This window comes from Roseixanthobacter finlandensis, assembly GCF_043195105.2.
Taxonomy (GTDB): Bacteria; Pseudomonadota; Alphaproteobacteria; order Rhizobiales; family Xanthobacteraceae; genus NCEH01.
In genome coordinates this window covers 5,007,426-5,028,141 of sequence record NZ_CM195536.1, presented here as the reverse complement: position 1 = coordinate 5,028,141, position 20,716 = coordinate 5,007,426, and the positions used below count along the sequence as shown (strand labels likewise).

At 63.8% G+C, this 20,716-nt stretch carries 18 protein-coding genes; all 18 read left to right on the top strand.

Features of this window, described 5'->3' with window-relative positions:
• Positions 1 to 15: 15 nt before the first annotated feature.
• Positions 16 to 699 carry a tRNA (adenosine(37)-N6)-threonylcarbamoyltransferase complex dimerization subunit type 1 TsaB gene (gene tsaB / locus V5G24_RS23360; protein ID WP_394084119.1) on the top strand — a complete coding sequence of 228 codons (684 nt, stop codon included), beginning with the start codon at positions 16 to 18 and terminating at the stop codon, positions 697 to 699.
• Positions 696 to 1,172, top strand: a complete 477-nt coding sequence (locus V5G24_RS23355; protein WP_394084117.1) for a GNAT family N-acetyltransferase — start codon at positions 696 to 698, stop codon at positions 1,170 to 1,172. The genes tsaB and V5G24_RS23355 overlap by 4 nt, the downstream gene beginning before the upstream one ends.
• Positions 1,173 to 1,299: 127 nt before the next feature.
• On the top strand, positions 1,300 to 1,680 hold the full coding sequence (locus V5G24_RS23350) for a Fur family transcriptional regulator (RefSeq protein ID WP_394043345.1): 381 nt from the start codon (positions 1,300 to 1,302) through the stop codon (positions 1,678 to 1,680).
• Positions 1,677 to 2,645 (top strand): lyso-ornithine lipid O-acyltransferase, encoded by a 969-nt coding sequence (olsA, locus tag V5G24_RS23345; protein ID WP_394084115.1) that lies wholly within the window; start codon positions 1,677 to 1,679, stop codon positions 2,643 to 2,645. Before V5G24_RS23350 ends, olsA begins: the two co-directional genes overlap by 4 nt.
• A gap of 124 nt (positions 2,646 to 2,769) precedes the next feature.
• Complete coding sequence (gene miaB, locus V5G24_RS23340) at positions 2,770 to 4,155, top strand: tRNA (N6-isopentenyl adenosine(37)-C2)-methylthiotransferase MiaB (RefSeq protein ID WP_394084113.1); 1,386 nt, start codon at positions 2,770 to 2,772, stop codon at positions 4,153 to 4,155.
• A gap of 68 nt (positions 4,156 to 4,223) precedes the next feature.
• On the top strand, positions 4,224 to 5,240 hold the full coding sequence (locus V5G24_RS23335) for a PhoH family protein (protein ID WP_509292331.1): 1,017 nt from the start codon (positions 4,224 to 4,226) through the stop codon (positions 5,238 to 5,240).
• 1 nt (position 5,241) lies between these two features.
• On the top strand, positions 5,242 to 5,766 hold the full coding sequence (ybeY, locus tag V5G24_RS23330) for an rRNA maturation RNase YbeY (protein WP_394084109.1): 525 nt from the start codon (positions 5,242 to 5,244) through the stop codon (positions 5,764 to 5,766).
• Between the two features lie 21 nt (positions 5,767 to 5,787).
• Positions 5,788 to 6,777 (top strand): hemolysin family protein, encoded by a 990-nt coding sequence (locus tag V5G24_RS23325; RefSeq protein WP_394084107.1) that lies wholly within the window; start codon positions 5,788 to 5,790, stop codon positions 6,775 to 6,777.
• A complete protein-coding gene (lnt, locus tag V5G24_RS23320; RefSeq protein WP_394084105.1) occupies positions 6,774 to 8,435 on the top strand; it encodes an apolipoprotein N-acyltransferase in 1,662 nt (553 codons plus the stop codon). The genes V5G24_RS23325 and lnt overlap by 4 nt, the downstream gene beginning before the upstream one ends.
• Positions 8,436 to 8,528: 93 nt before the next feature.
• Complete coding sequence (locus tag V5G24_RS23315; RefSeq protein WP_394084103.1) at positions 8,529 to 8,951, top strand: helix-turn-helix domain-containing protein; 423 nt, start codon at positions 8,529 to 8,531, stop codon at positions 8,949 to 8,951.
• 88 nt (positions 8,952 to 9,039) lie between these two features.
• A complete protein-coding gene (gene metK / locus V5G24_RS23310; protein ID WP_394084101.1) occupies positions 9,040 to 10,230 on the top strand; it encodes a methionine adenosyltransferase in 1,191 nt (396 codons plus the stop codon).
• A 192-nt stretch (positions 10,231 to 10,422) separates the two neighbouring features.
• On the top strand, positions 10,423 to 11,115 hold the full coding sequence (gene trmB / locus V5G24_RS23305) for a tRNA (guanine(46)-N(7))-methyltransferase TrmB (protein WP_394084099.1): 693 nt from the start codon (positions 10,423 to 10,425) through the stop codon (positions 11,113 to 11,115).
• Between the two features lie 89 nt (positions 11,116 to 11,204).
• A complete protein-coding gene (locus V5G24_RS23300; protein ID WP_394084097.1) occupies positions 11,205 to 12,755 on the top strand; it encodes an AAA family ATPase in 1,551 nt (516 codons plus the stop codon).
• Positions 12,745 to 13,614, top strand: coding sequence for a DUF4435 domain-containing protein (locus V5G24_RS23295; protein ID WP_394084095.1), 870 nt, complete (start codon positions 12,745 to 12,747; stop codon positions 13,612 to 13,614). The genes V5G24_RS23300 and V5G24_RS23295 overlap by 11 nt, the downstream gene beginning before the upstream one ends.
• A gap of 468 nt (positions 13,615 to 14,082) precedes the next feature.
• Positions 14,083 to 14,871: a ribosome maturation factor RimP gene (rimP, locus tag V5G24_RS23290; protein ID WP_394084093.1), complete on the top strand. Its 789-nt coding sequence runs from the start codon at positions 14,083 to 14,085 to the stop codon at positions 14,869 to 14,871.
• On the top strand, positions 14,871 to 16,484 hold the full coding sequence (gene nusA, locus V5G24_RS23285; protein WP_394084091.1) for a transcription termination factor NusA: 1,614 nt from the start codon (positions 14,871 to 14,873) through the stop codon (positions 16,482 to 16,484). The genes rimP and nusA overlap by 1 nt, the downstream gene beginning before the upstream one ends.
• A 21-nt stretch (positions 16,485 to 16,505) precedes the next feature.
• Entirely contained in the window at positions 16,506 to 17,225 is a 720-nt protein-coding gene (locus tag V5G24_RS23280; protein WP_394084089.1) for an RNA-binding protein, read from the top strand.
• The gene (gene infB, locus V5G24_RS23275) at positions 17,222 to 20,527 is read left to right on the top strand and encodes a translation initiation factor IF-2 (protein WP_394084087.1); all 3,306 of its coding nucleotides are present in this window, start codon (positions 17,222 to 17,224) and stop codon (positions 20,525 to 20,527) included. Before V5G24_RS23280 ends, infB begins: the two co-directional genes overlap by 4 nt.
• Positions 20,528 to 20,716: the final 189 nt, after the last annotated feature.

The following is a 20,716-nucleotide window of genomic DNA, read 5'->3' as shown; positions in this document are numbered from 1 at the left end:
GCGTCCACACTCATCATGCTAGTTCTTGCCATAGATACCGCGCTGACCGCCTGTTCGGTGGCCGTGCTGGACGCGGAAAGCGACACCATCGTCGCGGGCGATTCGTTGCTCATGGAGCGCGGACACGCCGAAGCTTTGATTCCCATCGTCGAACAGGTGATGGCGGATGCCGGGCTGGATTTTCCCGCCCTGGGGCGCATCGCCGTGACCGTCGGTCCGGGCAGCTTCACAGGGCTGCGGGTGGGCCTCTCGGCCGCACGGGGCTTCGGGCTCACGGCGCGCCGTCCGGTGGTGGGCGTGACCACCCTTGCCGCCCTGGCGGCACCGTTCCTGGCCATGGACGACAGCATGCCGGTGGTCAGCGCGATCGATGCGCGGCACGGCCATGTGTTTCTGCAGATGTTCGGCGCCGGCGGGCGCACCCTGATCGCGCCGCGCATCATGGCCGCCAAAGACGCGGCGCGCTCCGCCGCCATCGGCGCCATTCGCCTTGTCGGCTCGGGCGCCGCTTTGGTGGCCGAGGCCTGGCCGCCGGGCGAGACGCTGCCCTTCAGCGTCGATCTGCAACCGGCCCCCGACGTGGCCTGGGTCGCGCGGCTCGGCGCCGTGGCGGACCCGGCGCGGGCCGAGCCGCGCCCGCTGTATCTGCGTGCGCCCGACGCCAAGCCCCAGGATGGGGCAAGGATCGCACGGCGGTGAGCTTTCTGGACCTGTTCTCGCGGCGGCCCCGGCCGCCTTATATCCGCGCGGCGGAGGCGCGGGACAGCGAGCATCTGGCGCGCATCCATGCCGCCGCGTTCCATCGCGGCTGGGGCATTGACGAGTTCGAGCGCCTGCTGAGCGAGCGCGCGGCGCGGGGGCACCTGCTGTGCGCGGCGCCCAAAACGCCGCCGATCGGCTTCGTCCTGTCCCATGTGGTAGCGCCGGAAGCGGAGATTCTCTCGCTGGCCGTGCTGCCCTCCGCGCGCGGCAAGGGGTATGGCGCGCTGCTGCTGGACCATCATCTGCGGCGGCTGGTTTGCGAGGGCGTTGCGGTCTCCCATCTGGAGGTGGAGGAAAGCAACCAGCCTGCGTTGCGACTCTATCGTGCCCTCGGCTATGTGGAGAGCGGCCGCCGCAAGGGCTATTATGCCGGTGGAACCGATGCGCTGGTGATGCGCCGGGATCTGTGACCCGAGGTTGCACGGGGCATGCCTTGCGAGGACCGGCGCGGGCGGCGATAAGAGCGGCGAATTGAGTGAGGATTGGCTCTTGAGCGACATCATCAGTGCCATCGAGCACGCCTGCGCCGCCAAGGGCATGCGCATGACCGACCAGCGGCGGGTGATCGCGCGCGTGCTCACGGCAGCCGAGGACCATCCCGACGTCGAGGAATTGTATCGCCGCGCCAGCGCCATCGACGACAATATCTCGATTTCCACCGTCTATCGCACGGTGAAGATGTTCGAGGATGCCGGGATCATCGAGCGCCACGAGTTCGGCGACGGCCGCGCCCGCTATGAGCCGGTGCCCGAGGAACACCACGACCATCTCATTGATCTGCGCAGCGGCAAGGTGATCGAATTCCGCTCCGAGGAAATCGAGCGGCTTCAGGAAGAGATCGCGCGCCGGCTTGGCTATCGCCTTGTGGGGCACCGCCTTGAACTGCATGTCCTGCCGCTGGACGAGGACCCGTCGTGAGCGCCCCCCGGGACGATCTCAATATTTTCGACGAGCTGGCGGGCGGGCGCATGAAGCGCGGGCGCAAGCATCGCTCGTTCTTCGGCCATTCGGCAGAGCCGATGCCGCGCTCCAGCTTCGATGCCGAGCCCATGCCCGACCTCGGACCGGACCAGCCGCGCCTCGGCCGCTTCTTCGATACCGTGCGCGTGGGCGTGATCCTGACGCTGGTGGGCTTCGTCACGGCGATTGGCATTCCCTTGCAGTGGGTGTCGCTGAAGCTGCACCTGCCCAGCCGGCGCATCATCCCGCTGCTTTACCACCGCATCATCCTGTTCCTGATCGGCGTGCGCCGGCATGTGAGGGGTGCCCCGGCCGCCGGGCGGCCCTTGCTGCTGCTGTCCAACCATGCGTCCTGGCTCGACATCTGCGTGCTGGGATCGTTGACGCCGCTGGTGTTCGTCGCCAAAAGCGAGGTGTCGCGCTGGCCGCTGATCGGCCTGCTGGCCGCGTTCCAGCGCACCATCTTCGTCGATCGCCAACGCCGCCACGCCACCGGGCAGGTCAATTCCACCATTGCCGCGCGCCTCGCGGAGGGCGATCCGGTGGTGTTGTTCGCGGAGGGGACCTCCAGCGACGGCAACCGCATCCTGCCCTTTCGCTCGGCGCTGGTGGGGGCGGTGCGCGAGACTTTCGAGGCTAACGGCAAGGTGCTGGTCCAGCCGCTGTGCGTCGCCTATGTGAAGATCCAGGGCATCCCCATGGGGCGGTCCCATCGCGGCATCGCCGCCTGGTTCGGCGACATGGATCTTGCGCCCCATCTGCTGGAAGTGCTGCGGCAGGGCGCCATTGATGTTGAGGTCACGTTCGGTGAGCCCGAGGCGCTCGACGGCGCGGCGGATCGCAAGGCCGTGACCAAGGCGAGCGAAGAGGCCGTGCGCCGGCTCAGCGAGACGAGTTTGATGGGCCGTGCCCCTGCGGTCTGAGTTCCCAAAACGCCAATTTGCCGGTAAAGACGAACGTTCCAGGTTTTCAATCGGGGGCGGACTGCGCGGGCGTCACGGGAGCGTCGCGCCCATGCGCGATGGTGGAGTTGGCAGAACGCGAAACATGCACGAACCCCGCAAGCTTTATGTGAAGTCCTTCGGCTGCCAGATGAACGTGTACGATTCCAATCGTATGGCGGACACCCTGGCGAATGAAGGCTATGTAGAGACGAATGATCCGGCAGACGCCGATCTCGTCATCCTGAACACGTGCCACATCCGCGAGAAGGCGGCCGAGAAAGTCTATTCCGAGCTGGGCCGGCTGCGCAAAGCCAAGGCCGAGGACGGGCGCGACACGCTGGTCGCAGTGGCCGGCTGCGTCGCCCAGGCGGAAGGCGCCGAGATCATGCGCCGCTCGCCGGTGGTGGATCTGGTGGTGGGGCCGCAGAGCTATCATCGCCTGCCCGAGCTGCTGGCGCAGGTGAAGGCCGGCGTGCGCGCCGTGGACACCGAATTTCCGGTCGAGGACAAGTTCGACCATCTCCCCGCGCCAAGCGATGCCGCCACCCGCAAGCGCGGGCCGACCGCCTTCCTCACCGTGCAGGAAGGCTGCGACAAGTTCTGCACCTTCTGCGTGGTGCCCTATACCCGCGGCGCCGAAGTCTCTCGCCCGGTGGCGAAGATCCTGGCGGAGGCGGAGCGCCTCGCCGACCAGGGCGTGCGCGAGCTGACCCTGATCGGCCAGAATGTGAACGCCTTCCACGGCCTCGGCCCGGACGGCGGAGTGTGGACGCTGGCGCGCCTGATCCATGCGCTTGCCGAAATTCCGGGCATTGCGCGCCTGCGCTACACCACCAGTCATCCCCGCGACATGGGCGAGGATCTCATCGCCGCCCATCGCGACCTGCCCGCGCTGATGCCCTATCTGCATCTGCCGGTGCAGTCGGGCTCCGACCGGGTGCTGGCGGCCATGAACCGCAAGCACGGCAAGGATGTGTTTCTCGATATCGTCGCCCGCATGCGCGCCGCGCGGCCGGACATGGCGCTCTCGACCGATTTCATCGTCGGCTTCCCGGGTGAGACCGACGCCGAGTTTGAGGAGACCATGGACTTGGTGCGCGAGGTGGGCTTTGCCGGCGCCTATTCCTTCAAATACAGCCCGCGCCCCGGCACGCCCGCCGCCGATCTGGACGCCCAGCTTCCCGAAGAGGTGAAGACCGAGCGCCTCGCCCGCCTCCAGCAGGCGCTGGAAGCCTCCAAGCGCGCGTTCGACCGCTCCCTGATCGGCCGCACTTTGGATGTGCTGCTGGAAAAGCCGGGCCGCCAGGACGGCCAGATGATCGGCCGCTCGCCCTATCTCCAATCGGTGGTGGTGAACAACCCGCCGGTGGGCATCGGCGCCTTCGTCACCGTCACCATCACGGACGTGGGGCCGAACAGCCTCGCAGGCCGTGTCGATGCTGTTTCCCCGTCCGCGCACGCACCCGCGTTCGCCGCCATGGAGGCTTGAGCTTGCGAAAGTCCGGCGCCGATAAAGACCGTCCTTCTCCTTCGGCGCAGGCCCCCGCTCGGGCGGCCATCAGCGATCCCTGGGCCATCAATGGCGACGACACCCCCGCCCAGGTGGTTCTCGCGTTCGACGACAATCGTCTGGCGACGCTGCTGTTCGGCCATTACGGGCGCAACCTCGCCCTGATCGAGCGCAAGCTCGGCGTGAAGGCGGATTCGCGCGGCAATCACGTCAGCCTGGAAGGCGGACGCGAAGGCTGCGAGCAGGCCCGCAAGGTGCTGGAGCATCTCTACGAGGCCCTGAAACGCGGCCGCGACATCAGCGTCGGCGACGTGGAAGGTGCGATCCGCGAGGCGGTGGCGCAGGGTTCGCTGTTCGATTTCGACCCGGCCGAGGGCCAAGCCTTCGACGAGATCCAGCTGCGCCGTCGCCCGGTGCGGGCGCGCACGGCGGCGCAGGATGCCTATATCCGCGCCCTGAAGCGCAACACGCTGAACTTCGGCACCGGCCCGGCCGGCACCGGCAAGACCTGGATCGCCGTCGCTTACGCTGTCCATTTACTGGAGCGGCGCATGGTGGACCGCATCATCCTGTCGCGTCCGGCGGTGGAGGCGGGCGAGCGGCTCGGGTTCCTGCCCGGCGACATGAAGGAAAAGGTCGATCCCTATCTGCGTCCGATCTATGACGCGCTCTACGATTTGATGGACCGCGCCTTCGTCGAGCGGGCGCTTCAGACCGGCGAGATCGAGATCGCGCCGCTGGCCTTCATGCGCGGCCGCACGCTTTCCAACGCGGCGGTGATCCTGGACGAGGCGCAGAACGCCACCTCCATGCAGATGAAGATGTTCCTCACCCGCCTGGGCGAGAATTCGCGCATGATCGTGACCGGCGACGCCAGCCAGACCGATTTGCCCGTGGGGCAGACTTCAGGCCTTGCGGAAGCGGTGCGTCTTCTTGAGGGGATCGAGAGCGTGGGCATCACCCAGTTCAAGGCGGCAGACGTGGTGCGGCACGAATTGGTTGGGCGCATCGTCGGTGCCTACGAAGCCCACGAAGCGGCACGCATTGCCGCCAAGGGGGCCTGAGATGGCGCGTGGCGCGACATCGGTGTCTTCGCCCGCGCCGGATCGGTTCGCCGTCGATATTCTGGTCGAGGACGCGCGCTGGGATGGTGTGCCGGACGCTCCGGCGCTCGCGGAACGGGCCGCGCAGGCCGCGCTCGCCGCCTGCGGGGATGGGTTCGCGCGCGCGGCGGAGATGAGCGTGACCCTGACGGATGATGCGCGCATCCGCGTGCTGAACCGGCAATGGCGCGAAAAGGACAAGGCGACCAACGTTTTGTCCTTCCCCGCCGCCGAAGTGCCGGAAGATGTCACGCCGGAGCCATTGGGCGATGTCATCGTGGCGCTGGAAACCGTGCTGGCCGAGGCGCAAGCCGAGGACAAGCGGCCGCAGGATCATCTGGTGCATCTCGTCGTGCACGGCACGCTGCATCTGCTGGGCTTCGACCATGAGGACGATGCCGAGGCCGAAGAGATGGAAGAAATGGAGCGTGGCATACTGGAGGGGCTCGGCATCTCCGACCCCTATGCGTTGCCCGCGGAAACTTGAGGCCGACCCCAAAGGGAGACCATGTCCAACATCGACCAGTCGAGCGACCCCGCCTCAGCGGAGCCGCAGAGTTTCATCGATCGATTGCGTGCCCTCCTCGGGACGTTCCGACCTCATGGCTCCTTGCGCACCGACCTTGTCGAGGTGCTTGAGGAGGCAGGCGGAAGCTCCGGGGAGGTGAGCGAGTTTTCGCCATCCGAGCGCAAGATGCTGCGCAACATCCTCCATCTGAAGGAAGTCGGCATCGGCGACATCATGGTCCCGCGATCGGAGATCGTGGCCATCCAGAAGGATGTGTCGCTGGGTGAATTGATGGTGGCTTTCGCAAACGCCGCCCATTCCCGCCTTGTGGTGTTCGATGATGATCTCGATGACCCGGTCGGCATGGTCCATATCCGCGACCTTCTCTCCTTCATGACGGGCCCGCTGCCGGAAGGCGCCGAGGACCATCCCGCCGACAAGGAAATCGACCTGTCGAAGGTCGATCTGCGGCAATCCCTGACCGATGCCGGGCTTGTGCGGCGCCTGCTGTATGTGCCGCCGTCCATGCCGGCGGTGGATCTGCTGGTGTCCATGCAGGCCGCGCGCACCCATCTCGCCCTGGTGATCGATGAATATGGCGGCACCGACGGCCTCGTCTCCATCGAGGACGTGGTGGAGGAAATCGTCGGCGAGATCGAGGACGAGCATGACGACGAGGCGGCGCTGATCCAGCGTCAGGGCGACGGCAGCTTCGTCACCGATGCGCGCACCCCGCTGGAAGACGTGCTCAATGTGCTGGGCGAAGATTTCGCCCCGGCCCATGTGGCCGAGGAGGTCGACACCCTCGGCGGGCTGATCGTGACCATCGCCGCGCGCGTTCCGGCCGTGGGCGAGATCATTACCCTGCCGGGTGGTCACAGCGTCGAAGTGCTCGACGCCGATCCGCGCCGGGTGAAAATGTTGCGGATCCTCCCGCCCGCGCAGGCGGCGAACGACGCGGCAGAGGCTTCGGACGGCGATCAGGCGTGACGCGCCCTGTTCTGACGCGTGGTGTTCTAACGCGTCTTGCCCTGACGCTTGGTGCGCTCGCCCATAGGGTCAGCGCGCTCGAGGGGTGGCGCCGCCTTGCGGCGGCCTTCGCCGCAGGGGCGCTCGCGGCCTTGTCGACAGCGCCGTTTGACCTGTGGCCGGTGCTGGGCTTGAGCTTTCCTATCCTGGTGCTGCTGGTGGATGGCACCCGGCGCGGCACCCGGCGCCCGTGGCGGGTCGCGGCCGCCATCGGCTGGTGGTTCGGCTTCGGCTATTTCCTCTGCTCCTTGTGGTGGATCGGCGCGGCGTTCCTGGTGGATGCCGATGTCTTCGCCTGGCTGTTGCCGGTCGCGGTCGTGTGCCTGCCAGCGGGCCTTGCCTTGTTTCCCGCGCTCGGCCTTCTTGCCGCGCGCCTGCTGTGGTCGCGTGGAGCGGCCCGGCTGTGCGCGCTTTCCGCCGGCCTCGGGGGCGCCGAATGGCTGCGCGGCCATGTGTTCACCGGCTTTCCCTGGAACACCTTCGGCTATGCCCTGGCGGAAAATCTGGCCCTGGCGCAGAGCACGGCGCTGATCGGCATCGGCGGGCTGACGTTCCTTACGATCCTCCTGCTCTCGGCGCCGGTCTTGGTGGTTTCGGCCGTGGCCCGCCCGCGCCATCTGGCTTTTCTCGGCCTCGCGGCGGTCACCCTCGGCGCGATGTATGCCGGCGGCGCGCTGCGGCTCGCACGCACGCAGATCGGTTCGGTGCCCGGCGTCAACCTGCGCCTGATGCAACCTGCGCTGCCGCAGGACGAGAAATTCGCCTATGGCCGGCGCGAGGCGATCCTCGACGATTATCTGGCGTTGAGCGCCACGCCGAGCGCGCGGTACCCCGGCGGCCTGACGGACGTGAGCCTGCTGATCTGGCCGGAATCGGCCTTCCCCTTCCTGTATGAACGAGAGCCCTGGGCGGCGCGACGAATCAGCGAGAGCCTGCCGCGCAACCTGGTTCTGGTCACCGGCGCCGCGCGCTACGGGGTGCCGCCGGAGGGGCAGATCTCGCCTTACTTCAACTCCATCCGGGTGATCGCGGCGGACGGCACGGTGCTCCAGAGCGTGGACAAGGTGCATCTCGTCCCATTCGGCGAATATCTGCCGTTCCAGGCGTTTCTGGAACGCATCGGCCTGGAGCAGCTGACCCGTGTGAGAGGCGGATTTTCAGCCGGGGAAGCGTTGCGGGCCTTGAATATTCCCGGGGCGCCGCTGGCCGCGCCGCTGATCTGTTACGAGGCGATCTTCCCCGGCGCCGTCATTCCGGAAGGTCCGCGCCCGCGCTTCCTGCTCAACGTGACCAATGATGCCTGGTTCGGCGAGACGCCGGGCCCGCACCAGCATTTCCTGCAAGCACGCATCCGCGCGATCGAGGAAGGGTTGCCCTTGGTCCGATCGGCAAATACGGGCATTTCGGCCATCGTTGATCCGCTGGGACGGATTGTCGCACATTTGGGATTGGACATACGCGGTGTAGTGGACGGATACCTCCCGCAAGCGTTGGAGAATCCACCGCCCGCTGCCCGCGCCGGTGGTTCCATCGTCCTATCCATGTTTCTTTTGATTCTGACGTCTGCGTGGCTGGGTGCTGGTGGCTTGCGGATCTTGCGAGCTGCACGCAAAAGTTGATCGACGCGCTAACCATGTATGCGTATCTTCGCGCCGTCAGGGCAGCCTTCGCGATGCGAAGTGTGACACATTTCCGATCCAGCCGGAGAGAACATGGCCAAGAAGGCGCCAAATCCTATTGATAAATATGTAGGTAGCCGTGTGCGTATGCGACGCATGATGGTTGGGATGAGTCAGGAGAAGCTTGGGGAGAGCCTCGGCATCACCTTCCAGCAGATCCAGAAGTACGAAAAAGGCACGAACCGAATCGGTGCCAGCCGATTGCAGCAGATTTCGCTCGTGCTCAGCGTGCCCGTTGCCTTCTTCTTTGAAGGCGCGCCGTCCCTGACCACTGACTCCGAAGGTTTCGGAGAAGCGCACTCCCCCGCCTATGTCTCGGATTTCCTTGCGACATCCGACGGCCTCGTCCTGACCCGCAATTTCATGCGCATCACCGACGCCAAGATCCGCCGACGCATCGTGGAACTGGTGACCGCGATCGCCGGCGAGGAGGAGGCCGCAGAGCGGCCGGTCTGATGCTGCTATAGCTGCGAGCCGGTCTTGACCGGCTCGCGGGCCTTTGACACAAGGACCGCGAGCTCCGTCGGTGGGCGAGAGGAAGCATATGTCGCGTCAATCCTATTTGTTCACCAGTGAGTCCGTGTCCGAAGGTCATCCCGACAAGGTGTGCGACCGCATCTCGGACGAGGTGGTCGATACTTTCTTCCGCGTGTCGGAAGAGCAGGGCTTCGATCCCTCCCAGGTGCGTGTGGCGGCCGAGACGCTTGCCACCACCAATAAGGTCGTGATCGCCGGCGAGACCCGCGGCCCCTCGACCATCACCAAGGACCTGATCGCCCACAAGGCCCGCCTTGCCATCAAGGACATCGGCTACGAGCAGGACGGTTTCCATTGGGAGAAGGCCGATATCGAAGTGGTGCTGCATGCGCAGTCCGCCGACATCGCCCAGGGCGTCGACATCGACGGCAACAAGGATGAGGGCGCGGGCGACCAGGGCATCATGTTCGGCTATGCCGTGCGCGAGACCCCGGAGCTGATGCCGGCCCCCATCTTCTATGCCCATAAGATCCTGAAAACCCTCTCGGAAGCCCGCCGTTCCGGCGAAACCGGCGCCCTCGGCCCGGATGCCAAGAGCCAGGTGACCGTGCAGTACGAGGCCGGCAAGCCGGTCGGCGTGACGCAGATCGTGCTCTCCACCCAGCATCTGGACGAGCACCTCACCTCCCACGACGTGCGCTCGCTGGTTGAGCCCTACATCACCAAGGCACTGCCGGAAGGCTGGATTTCGCCCGAGACGGTGTGGCACGTGAACCCCACGGGCAAGTTCGTGATCGGCGGGCCCGATGGCGATTGCGGCCTCACCGGGCGCAAGATCATCGTGGACACCTACGGCGGAGCGGCGCCCCATGGCGGCGGCGCGTTCTCCGGCAAGGATCCGACCAAGGTGGACCGCTCGGCCGCCTATGCCGCGCGCTATCTGGCCAAGAACGTGGTTGCCGCTGGCCTGGCCGATCGCGCGACCATCCAGCTCGCCTATGCCATTGGCGTGTCGGACCCGCTGGCGGTCTATGTGGACCTGCACGGCACCGGCCAGGTGGAAGAAGCCAAGCTGGAGAAGATCTTGCGCGAGGTGGTGAACCTGCGTCCGCGCGGCATTCGCGAGCATCTCGGGCTCAACAAGCCGATCTATGCCCGCACCTCCGCCTATGGCCATTTCGGCCGGGCGCCGGATGCGGATGGCGGCTTCTCCTGGGAGCGGACGGACCTTGTGGATGCGCTGAAATCCGCGCTCTGAAGGTTTCACGTGAAACATTTCGTTCGGCAGGCGGGGCTTTTCCCGCCTGCCGAACGTGTTTTGGCGGCACTTCTCCGTGCGATCTCCGTGCGATTTCCCGGCTTCTCCGGGTGAATTCGGCCGAATGTTTTTCCCGAACTTCGGCGTAGCGGTAAAATATTGCCGCGTGCCGCGGTTTCAGAACGAAGACCCATGATTGCCGATTATGACGAGAAGGGCGCCTTCTACGGGCGCCGGGTGGGCAAGCCGCTGCGGCCCAACCAGGCGGCGGCCCTGCGCGATATTCTTCCGCGCTATCTGATCGACCTCGATACCATCGCCCCCGAAATGTCCCTGCGCGATCTGTTTGCCGGCGCGGTGGACGAGGTGCGCCTGGAAATCGGTTTCGGCGGCGGCGAGCATCTGCTGGCCCGGGCGCATGAGGCGCCACGCACCGGCTTCATCGGCGTGGAGCCCTTTCTCAACGGCATGGTGAAGGCGGTGACGGCGCTGGAGGCGGGCCCGCGTGACAACGTGCGCCTGTTCGACCGCGACGCGGCGCTGCTGCTCGCGCGCCTGCCGGAAGGATCGCTCGCCGGCGCGAGCCTGCTCTATCCCGACCCCTGGCCCAAGCGCCGCCACTGGAAGCGCCGCTTTGTGCGCGCCGACAATCTGGACCTGCTGGCCCGCGCGCTCGCGCCGGGGGGCACCTTCCGCTTCGCCAGCGACGTGCCGGACTATGTGGGCTGGACCCTGCGCGAGATCCGCGCCCACGGCGCCTTCAGCTGGACCGCCCGCACGGCGGACGATTGGCGCCTGCCCTACGCCGGCTGGCCCGGCACCCGCTACGAGGCCAAGGCGCTGCGGGAAGGGCGCGTGCCGACGTATCTGGAGTTTGTGCGGTGAAAAAAAGTGTGCGACTTGGGTTAAGGTAGATATCATTCTTTTCGGAAATGCCGTCAGCACATCGAAAATGCTGATTTCGGATTAGAAAAATGCCTGCAAAATCCGGTGGTCAGATGTCAAGTGGGTCAAATGAGCGGGCTGACATTTATCAGCGCGGAGCAGAACCGTCGATTGTCCAAAGCTTCTCAATAGTTGGTTTGTATGGATATCGAACAATATCGTTGTCATCGGAGTACGCTGCAACGATACTAATTGCAAGAAATGGGTCTGGAAAAACAACATTACTTGGCGCACTTGATGCATTCTTAAAGATGCAATTTTCTAGATTGATGGATTTACAATTTTCTGTAATTAAATGCAAATTTCGCGGCATCAAAGATGAAGTAATTCTCTCAAGAGATGACATATCTAATTTTTTTGACGTTTCTTTTGACAGCGATGTCGCAAAAATGGCTCGAAAAATCGAGGTAGAATCACAGGCGTTACTTAGATTTTTATTTGAGACATTTCCCGTTATTAAAGATGATTACCGAAATTTACTTGATGATCCGATATATAGTGTGATATATCGCCATTTTGGATACGAAAACACGCTTGATAATATTGAGCGTTTAAAATTAGGGCTAACCGGCAGAGTAAGCCAAGTAGATTTTGCGATGTCCGCAATTTCGAAGGCGCTTTCCGGTGTTGAAGTTGTTTATTTGCCGACATATAGAAGAATTGAATTGCCATTAGTTTCTGAACCCGAAGAGCAGGTGAGAAGAAGAGGTCGCCAAAAGGCTGCGCAGGGGCGATTTTTTAATGGGGCCATGCAATTCGGATTGGGAGATATAGATGATCGACTTGCGGAAGTCAATCAGAACATACTAATTAATTCGAATTTTGGGTATAGACAGATTAGCGCAAGTATTATTACTGAATTACTGGACGGAAGTTTCGAAAAAAATACGGCTGACTTGTCAAATATTCCGAGTAAAGATGAGCTTAATTTATTTTTTACTAGAATAAAGGAGGGGCAACAAAATGACTTTTTAGCAGACGTAACGTTACCAAATATTGATAAAATATATACTTTGGATCAAATTCCTTCGCCGTCAAATAAATTTTTAAAATATTTTCTTGGTAAGCTAAACGAGGTTATACAAAGAACACGTCAAATCGAACTTCCTATCGAGGAGTTTGTAGTAAGTTGCAATAAATATTTGTCGTCAGAAGATTCTATATCCGTAGATGATCTATCGAAATCAGACGTCCGCTCTAGTGATGGTAAGAAACTTGTTCTAAATCGAAATAATTTGAAAATTCACGCTCAAAGTATCTGGGGCGGTAAAAAAATATCGCTCAATTCGCTTTCGTCAGGCGAAAAGCAGATGATATCATTATTTGCGAAAATATTTTTATATCCGGAGAAGAAATTAATTTTGATCGATGAGCCAGAACTTTCGTTATCAATGAACTGGCAGCGTAGAATATTGCCAGACGTTATAAGTGCTCCCTTATGTCAACAAGTAATAGCTATAACTCATTCGCCTTTTGTCTTCGACAATGAGCTAGATCCATTTGCTCAATCGCTGAGAATTGCTGTCGATTTGGAAGCGCTTCCTCCAGATTCATTGGAGAATGACGCCAGTGAACAATGATAATATAGTTTCTATAGTCGATAATTCTATAAACGACCTTAGGCGGGGGCGTAAACAACCCAGTGTGGTAAAGTCCGACCTTATCGCCTTGCGTAGTTTTGATAACAGCAAGATTGTCCTAGTATTCGAGGGCCTAGACGATAAGATCGCTTACCATAGCTGGCTTAAGCGATTAGATTGGAATTTAAAATATGAAGCATTGCCGTGTTCCGGTAAGAAATGTCTACTCCAGTTTAGGGAAATGATAAAAAGGGATTTAAATAATTTAAATAAGAATGTTTTATTTTTTGTCGACCGAGATTACGATGATCTGGGAGTGTATGAAGCTGGCCCGGATATATTTGTGACGGATAAGTATTCCATAGAAAATTACCTTGTGTCTGGAGACGTCTTGGCCGAAATTCTTCAAAATGAATTTCATTGCCATGTTAGGCCAGATATTCGGAGCATTATTATTGACGAGTTTGAAGCCCTGTATGATTCATTTTTGATAATGACAAAGTCTGTCAATTTTCAGTTGTATTTAGAGGCAAATAAGGTTGCGAAGTTCGCTTCACCAGCCCCTAGCAACGTTTCAGATATGGTTGATATTCGACTACGAGAAGTAATTCTGCGGAATTCGATTTATAAAGAAATAGAATATTGCATATCTGAAACTGATTCAGCAAATTTTTATTTACATAAATCAATTTTCGATAATTTTTATCCTCGTGACCGTTATCGTGGAAAATACAATCATGATTTTTTTATCAAATGGATCAATTTATTATTTAATGATTACAATAATATGGAATCTATTTTTTTTCCCAAATGCGCGATCGTCGCAATTACCGAGTTAGGATCCATGAAATTACATTAGGAAGTCTCGCGACAAAATCTGCCATGCCCGAAGGGTTGCAGGACTTCATAAGTGGCGCAATGCGTGCGATGCACGATCCGCCAAATGATTAATAGGTTGATCGGGGTGGCGCCTCCCCAACCCCCGCCCTTGCATCCCCCGCCGTTCCGTCTATATTAGCGCTGTCCCCCAACGGGGATACCTCAGAGCCATCGTCGTCGAAGGTGATGAGAGTGGGCCCCGGCCGGGACCCGCTCGATTTTCGTTTACGCGATCGTCCGCGGGGCGCAGAAGTCCCGCACGCTTTCGTTTCGAACCCCTTCGATCCGGTCCGCCCCGCCGCCTCCTCAAGGTCGGCCGGTGCGGGGAGAAGGCGGCGAAAAGGCCAAGGTTCGGCGCCCACGCGCCGCACGACACGTAAGGCGCAGACGCGCCACTGAACATCAGGCGCATCCGCGCCACAGGAAAAGAAAGACGTCCCGGAGGGACATGACCGATACGCAAGCGACCCACGGTGTGGACACCGCAGACCTGAACGAGCCCCGCCTCATCATCGAGACGGGTGTGGCCGCGCGCGTCGCCGGCATCGTCGGTCCCGTGCTCACCGGCCTCGGCATGCGGCTGGTGCGCGTCAAGCACACGGCCCGCGACGGCGGCACGCTGCAGATCATGGCCGAGCGGCCCGACGGCTCCATGACCATCGATGATTGCGAAGCCGTCTCCCGCGCCATCTCCCCCGTGCTCGACGTGGAAGACCCCATCGCCAGCGCCTATCGCCTGGAAATCTCCTCCCCCGGCATCGACCGGCCCCTGGTGCGCCTCACCGATTTCGATCGCTGGTCGGGCCATGAGCTGAAGGTGGAAATGGCCGTGCCGCTGGACGGCCGCAAGCGCTTCCGCGGCATCCTGCTCGGCACCGAGGGCGGCCTCGCCCTGGTGCGGCGCCCCGATGCGCCGGCCGGGGAAGATCCGGTCTCGCGCCTGCCGGTCGCCGACATCGGCGATGCGCGGCTGATCCTCACCGACGACCTCATCACCGAGGCGCTGCGCCGGGCGAAAGCCGCCGGTCGCGCGATGGAGGATGCGGACGACGAATTGGCCGACAGCGCGCTCGACGATCTCGCCGACGAAGCCGTTGAGGCGCCCGCCGCTCCCGTCAAGCCGGCGAAACCCTTGCAGCCGCGCAAGCTCACAAAGCCCAAGGCCGACAAGTCCCAATCGAAGCCGTCCGCCCGCAAGGCGAAGGGCGGCAATGCCAAAGCGAAGGAGACGCACTGATGGTTGCCGTCAGCGCAAACCGGCTCGAGCTGCTGCAGATCGCCGAAGCGGTCGCCCGCGAGAAGACGATCGATCGCAGCATCGTCATCGCCGCCATGGAAGACGCCATCGCCAAGGCCGCGCGCTCGCGCTACGGCCAGGAGACGGACATCCACGCCGACATCAATCCCAAGACCGGCGAATTGCGGCTCGCCCGCCATCTGCTGGTGGTGGACGAGGTGGAGAATTTCGCCACCGAGATCAATCTCGACGGCGCCCGCCGGCACAATCCCGCCGCCCAGGTCGGCGACACCATCGCCGATACGCTGCCCCCGTTCGATTTCGGCCGCATCGCCGCGCAGAGCGCCAAGCAGGTGATCGTGCAGAAGGTGCGCGAGGCCGAGCGCGATCGCCAGTATGACGAATACAAGGACCGCATCGGCGAGGTCTCCAACGGCCTCGTGAAGCGGGTGGAATACGGCAATGTGGTGGTCGATCTCGGCCGCGGCGAAGCCATTCTGCGGCGCGACGAACTGCTACCGCGTGAGACCGTGAAAGTGGGCGACCGCGTGCGCGCCTATATCTACGACGTGCGCCGCGAGCCGCGCGGGCCGCAGATCTTCCTCTCGCGCACCCATCCGCAATTCATGTCGAAGCTGTTCGCGCAGGAAGTGCCGGAAATCTATGACGGCATCGTCGAGATCAAGGCGGTCGCCCGCGATCCCGGCTCGCGCGCCAAGATCGCCGTGATCTCGCGCGACCAGTCGGTGGACCCGGTCGGCGCCTGCGTCGGCATGCGCGGCTCGCGCGTGCAGGCGGTGGTGAACGAACTGCAGGGCGAGAAGATCGACATCATCCCCTGGAACCCGGACATCGCGACCTTCATCGTCAATGCGCTCGCCCCGGCCGAAGTGGTCAAGGTGGTGCTGGACGAGGAGCGCGAGCGCATCGAAGTGGTGGTGCCCGACGCCCAGCTCTCGCTCGCCATCGGCCGGCGCGGACAGAATGTGCGCCTCGCCTCCCAGCTCACCGGCTGGGACATCGACATCATGACCGAGGCGGAAGAGAGCGAGCGGCGCCAGAAGGAATTCGCCGAGCGCACCACCATGTTCGCGGAAGCGCTCGATCTCGACGAGATGATGGGCCAATTGCTTGCGTCCGAAGGCTTCGCGAGCGTCGAGGAAATCGCCTATGTGCCGATTTCCGAACTCGCCTCCATCGAGGGCTTCGATGAGGAGACCGCCGGCGAATTGCAGGCGCGCGCCCTGAAGCATCTCGCCGACGTGGAAGAGGCGCTCGACAATGAGCGCAAGGAATTGGGCGTGGAAGACGCGCTCGCCAGCGTGCCCGGCGTCACCTCCAAGATGCTGGTGGCGTTCGGCAAGCACGACATCAAGACCGTGGAAGACCTGGCCGGCTGCGCCACCGACGATCTGACCGGTTGGTCCGAGCGCAAGGACGGCGAGACCACCCGCTTCCCCGGCGCGCTCGACGGCTTCGAAGTGAGCCGCGAGGACGCGGAACACATCATCATGCAGGCCCGAGTCGTGGCCGGCTGGATTTCGCAGGACGATCTCGACTCCGACGCCGCCGGCGCCGTTGAGGACGAGCCGTCCGACGAAATCCAGACCTGAGAGAAAAGGAGATGACCCGGCGTGCTGGCAGCGAGTTTGATCGAGGAAGAGACCGATGGGGGGCCGCGCGGGCTTGTGTCCGCGCGTGCGCCGCTGGCGCGTCTGTGCCTCGCGACGCGCGCCGTCACGCCGGTGGCGGAGATGATCCGCTTCGTGCTGGGGCCGGACGGAACCATCGTTCCGGATCTCGCCGCTAAGCTTCCCGGCCGGGGCGCCTGGGTCACCGCGACCCGCGCCGCCCTCGCCGAGGCGTTGAAGCGCAAGGCGTTCGGCCGCGCGTTCAAGGGCAAGGGCACCATCGCCCCGGATTTGCCCGACCTCATCGAATCCCTGATGCTGACCGAAGTCCGCAGCGCCTTGTCCATGGCGAACAAAGCGGGCCGCGTCATCACCGGCACCACGAAGGTGGATGCCGCCCTCCATGCGGACCCTGTGCGCGTGCTGCTGCATGCTGCCGACGGCCGTCCGGACGGGAAACGCAAACTCGACGGCATCGCCCGTCAGAGAGAAGCTGCCGGCATGAGCCCGGTGGCCATCGTCGACTGTTTATCGGGCCTCGAATTGGACTTGGCGCTCGGGCGGTCAAATGTGGTACACGCTGCGCTGCTCGCGCATCCGACGACCGCGGGATTTCTCGCGCGCTGCCGAAAGCTCGAGCGCTGGCGGATGGGAACATCCGCCCGCGCACCGGACGGGCATGGCCTGACGCTCGACCGGATGCCAGGAACGGATACGGAATGAACGACACTAAGACACCCGGCGACAAGACGCTCCACCCTGCCACCGGCAAGACGCTGACCCTCAAGCGACCCGTGGAGCAGGGCACCGTGCGCCAGAGCTTCAGCCATGGCCGCTCCAAGGCGGTTGTGGTGGAGAAGGTGAAGCGCCGCGTCTTCGGTCCGGGCGACGCCGCGCCGGCGAGCGCTGCTCCGGCTGCGCCGGCGGCCGCCGCGCCGCGCCCGGCCGCGCCCGCTGCACCTGCCGGAACCGCCCCGGCTACGCCCAGCCCGGCTGTGCCTACGCCGCCCACCGCTCCGGTCCGCGCTGAAGCCCCTGCCGCTCCGGTGGAAGCCAAGGCGCCCGAGACCGCCCCCGCCGCTCCGGCGGCGAAGTCTCCCGTGGTGAAGACTCCCGTGGCCAAGCCGCCGGTGGTCGAGGCTCCCGCCGCTCCGGTGGAAGCCAAGGCAGCCGCGCCCGCCGCGCCTGTTCCCGCTCCGGCCGCTGCCGCGCCCGCCGCTCCGGCGGCCGAGGCGAAGGCGTCGGCAGAACCCGCTCCCGCCCCCAAGGCACCCTCCGAACCCGTCTCGCAAGCAAAGCCGATGGACGCAAAGCCAACCGAGGCAAAAGCCCCAGAGCCCCGCGCGGCCGAACCCCGTGCGGTGGAACCGCGTGCGGCCGAGACCCGGCCCGCCGCATCCGCCCGGACCGGCGAAGGCCGCACCGGTGCGTCCGGCTCCTCCTCGCGCCCAGCCGGCGCGGGTGGAAATCGCAGCGCCTCCGGCGCGCCGCAGCGTGGCGGCCAATCCGGCTCCGGTGCGTCCGCGTCCGGCCAGGGCCAGCGCCCCGGCCAGGGCGGCCCCCAGCGCGGCGGTGCCGCACCGAGCGGCGAGCGCCGCCCCGGTGCCGGCGGCGCCCCGGCCGGGCGTCCCGGTTCCAACCGCCCCGGCGGATCGGGCGTGGTGCTGCGCACCCTGACCGATGAAGAGCGCAACATGCGCGCCAGCGCCCTTGCCGACGCCCGCGTCCGCGAAGTGGAAGAGCGGCGTATGGCGGAAGAGCGCCGGATCGCCGAGGAAGAGGCGCGTCGTCGCGCTGAGCGCGAGCGCATCGAACGCGCCGAGCGCGAGGCCGCCGAAGCCCGCAAGCGCGAGGAAGAAAGCCGCCGCGCCAACGAGGACGAGAGCAAGCGCCGCGCCGAGCAGGAAGCGCGCAAGCGCTTCGGCGGCGAGGACCAGAGCGGCGCCGCTGCCCGCTCCGGCACCGCCGCTCCGGCGGCCACCACCGCCCGGCCCCTCACCGCGCGTCCCGCCGGCACCACCGCCACCGAGACGAGCGAAGAGGAAGAGCGCAAGGGCGCCGCGGTCCGCCGCAGTCCCGCCGCGCCGCGTCCCGCGCCCCCGGCCAAGCTGCCCAAGGGTCCCGGCGCCGAAAAGAGCCGTGGCCGCCTGACCCTCGTGACCGCCCTGTCGGGCGACGAGGAACGCCAGCGCTCGCTCGCTTCGTTCCGCCGCCGCACCCAGCGCATGACCGGCCACCGGGTGCAGGAGACCAAGGAAAAGATCAGCCGCGAGGTGATCCTGCCCGAGACCATCACCATCCAGGAACTCGCCAACCGCATGTCCGAACGGGCTGTGGACGTGATCCGCATGCTGATGAAGCAGGGCCAGATGGTGAAGATCACGGACGTGGTCGACGCCGACACCGCCCAGCTGATCGCCGAGGATCTCGGGCACACGGTGCGCCGCGTGTCGGAATCGGATGTGGAAGAAGGCCTGTTCGACACCGTCGACGCGCCCGAATCCCTGCAGCCGCGCCCGGCCGTCGTGACCATCATGGGCCATGTCGACCACGGCAAGACCTCGCTGCTGGACGCCATCCGCAAGACCGCCGTGGTCTCCGGCGAGGCCGGCGGCATCACCCAGCACATCGGCGCCTATCAGGTGACCTCGCCTTCGGGCAGCAAGATCACCTTCATCGACACCCCCGGCCACGCCGCCTTCACCGCCATGCGCGCCCGCGGCGCCAAGGTGACGGACATCGTGGTGCTGGTGGTGGCGGCCGACGACGGCGTGATGCCCCAGACGGCGGAAGCCATCGCCCACGCCAAGGCGGCGGGCGTGCCGATCATTGTCGCCATCAACAAGATCGACAAGCCGGACGCCAAGCCCGAGCGCGTGCGCACCGAGCTGCTCCAGTATGAGATCCAGGTAGAAAGCCTGGGCGGCGACACCTTGGAAGTGGAAGTTTCCGCCACCAAGAAGCTCAACCTCGACAAGCTGCTGGAGCTGATCGCCCTGCAGAGCGAACTGCTCGATTTGACCGCCGATCCCACCCGCCCCGCGGAAGGAACGGTGGTCGAGGCCAAGCTCGATCGCGGTCGCGGCCCGGTGGCGACCGTGCTGGTTCAGCGCGGCACGCTGCATATCGGCGAGATCGTGGTCGCGGGTGCCGAATGGGGCCGCGTGCGCGCCCTCATCAACGACACCGGCGCCAATGTGGACGAAGCCGGCCCCTCGGTGCCGGTGGAAGTGCTCGGCTTCAACGGCACCCCGGAGGCGGGCGACCGCCTCGCGGTGGTAGAGAACGAAGCCCGCGCCCGCGAGATCACCGATTACCGCCAGCGCCAGAAGCGCGAGAAGGCGGCGGCCCGCTCCGCCACCATGCGCGGCTCGCTCGAACAGATGATGAGCCAGGTCAAGTCGACCGGCCGGAAGGAATTCCCGCTCATCATCAAGGGCGACGTGTCGGGCTCGGTGGAAGCCATCATCGGCGCGCTGGAGAAGGTCGGCAACGACGAGGTCCAGGCCCGCGTGATCCACGCCGGTGCCGGCGGCATCAATGAGAGCGACGTGACGCTGGCGGAAACCTCCGGCGCCGCGATCATCGCCTTCAACGTGCGCGCCAACAAGGAAGCCCGCGATGCCGCCGCACAGGCCGGCATCGAGATCCGCTATTACAACATCATCTACGACCTGGTGGACGACGTGAAGAAGGCCATGAGCGGCCTGCTCGCCCCCATCAATCGCGAGACGATGCTGGGCAATGCCCTCATCCTGGAGATCTTCGCGGTCTCCAAGGTGGGCAAGGTCGCGGGCTGCCGCGTCACCGACGGCAATGTGGAGCGGGGCCAGCACGTGCGCCTGATCCGCGACAATGTGGTGATCCACGAAGGCAAGCTTGCCACCCTGAACCGCTTCAAGGACGCCGTGAACACGGTGGTCGCGGGCCAGGAATGCGGCATGTCGTTCGAGAACTACCAGGACATGCGCGCCGGCGACGTGATCGAATGCTACCGCGTCGAGGTCATCCAGCGCTCGCTGTGAGGACTGGCTGAGGCGTCTCCTTTCCGAGGACCTCCCTCCCCCCGTGTGGGGGAGGGTCGGGGAGGGGGGTGCCTCGCCGACCGCGCGGAAATCGTTTGCGTGGAGAATACCCCCCTCCCGAGCCCTCCCCCGCAAGGGGGGAGGGACCTTAGGGGACGTCAACGCCATGCGTTCGCCGGGTTTGCCGGT

Bases quoted from the DNA above. Each gene is read 5' to 3' on its own strand.
- tsaB (WP_394084119.1), top strand. From the start codon at position 16: ATGCTAGTTCTTGCCATAGATACCGCGCTGACCGCCTGTTCGGTGGCC.
- trmB (WP_394084099.1), top strand. From the start codon at position 10,423: ATGATTGCCGATTATGACGAGAAGGGCGCCTTCTACGGGCGCCGGGTG.
- ybeY (WP_394084109.1), top strand. From the start codon at position 5,242: ATGGCGCGTGGCGCGACATCGGTGTCTTCGCCCGCGCCGGATCGGTTC.
- rimP (WP_394084093.1), top strand. From the start codon at position 14,083: ATGACCGATACGCAAGCGACCCACGGTGTGGACACCGCAGACCTGAAC.
- miaB (WP_394084113.1), top strand. From the start codon at position 2,770: ATGCACGAACCCCGCAAGCTTTATGTGAAGTCCTTCGGCTGCCAGATG.
- infB (WP_394084087.1), top strand. From the start codon at position 17,222: ATGAACGACACTAAGACACCCGGCGACAAGACGCTCCACCCTGCCACC.
- V5G24_RS23325 (WP_394084107.1), top strand. From the start codon at position 5,788: ATGTCCAACATCGACCAGTCGAGCGACCCCGCCTCAGCGGAGCCGCAG.
- nusA (WP_394084091.1), top strand. From the start codon at position 14,871: ATGGTTGCCGTCAGCGCAAACCGGCTCGAGCTGCTGCAGATCGCCGAA.
- V5G24_RS23315 (WP_394084103.1), top strand. From the start codon at position 8,529: ATGGCCAAGAAGGCGCCAAATCCTATTGATAAATATGTAGGTAGCCGT.
- V5G24_RS23350 (WP_394043345.1), top strand. From the start codon at position 1,300: ATGCGCATGACCGACCAGCGGCGGGTGATCGCGCGCGTGCTCACGGCA.
- metK (WP_394084101.1), top strand. From the start codon at position 9,040: ATGTCGCGTCAATCCTATTTGTTCACCAGTGAGTCCGTGTCCGAAGGT.
- V5G24_RS23300 (WP_394084097.1), top strand. From the start codon at position 11,205: ATGCCTGCAAAATCCGGTGGTCAGATGTCAAGTGGGTCAAATGAGCGG.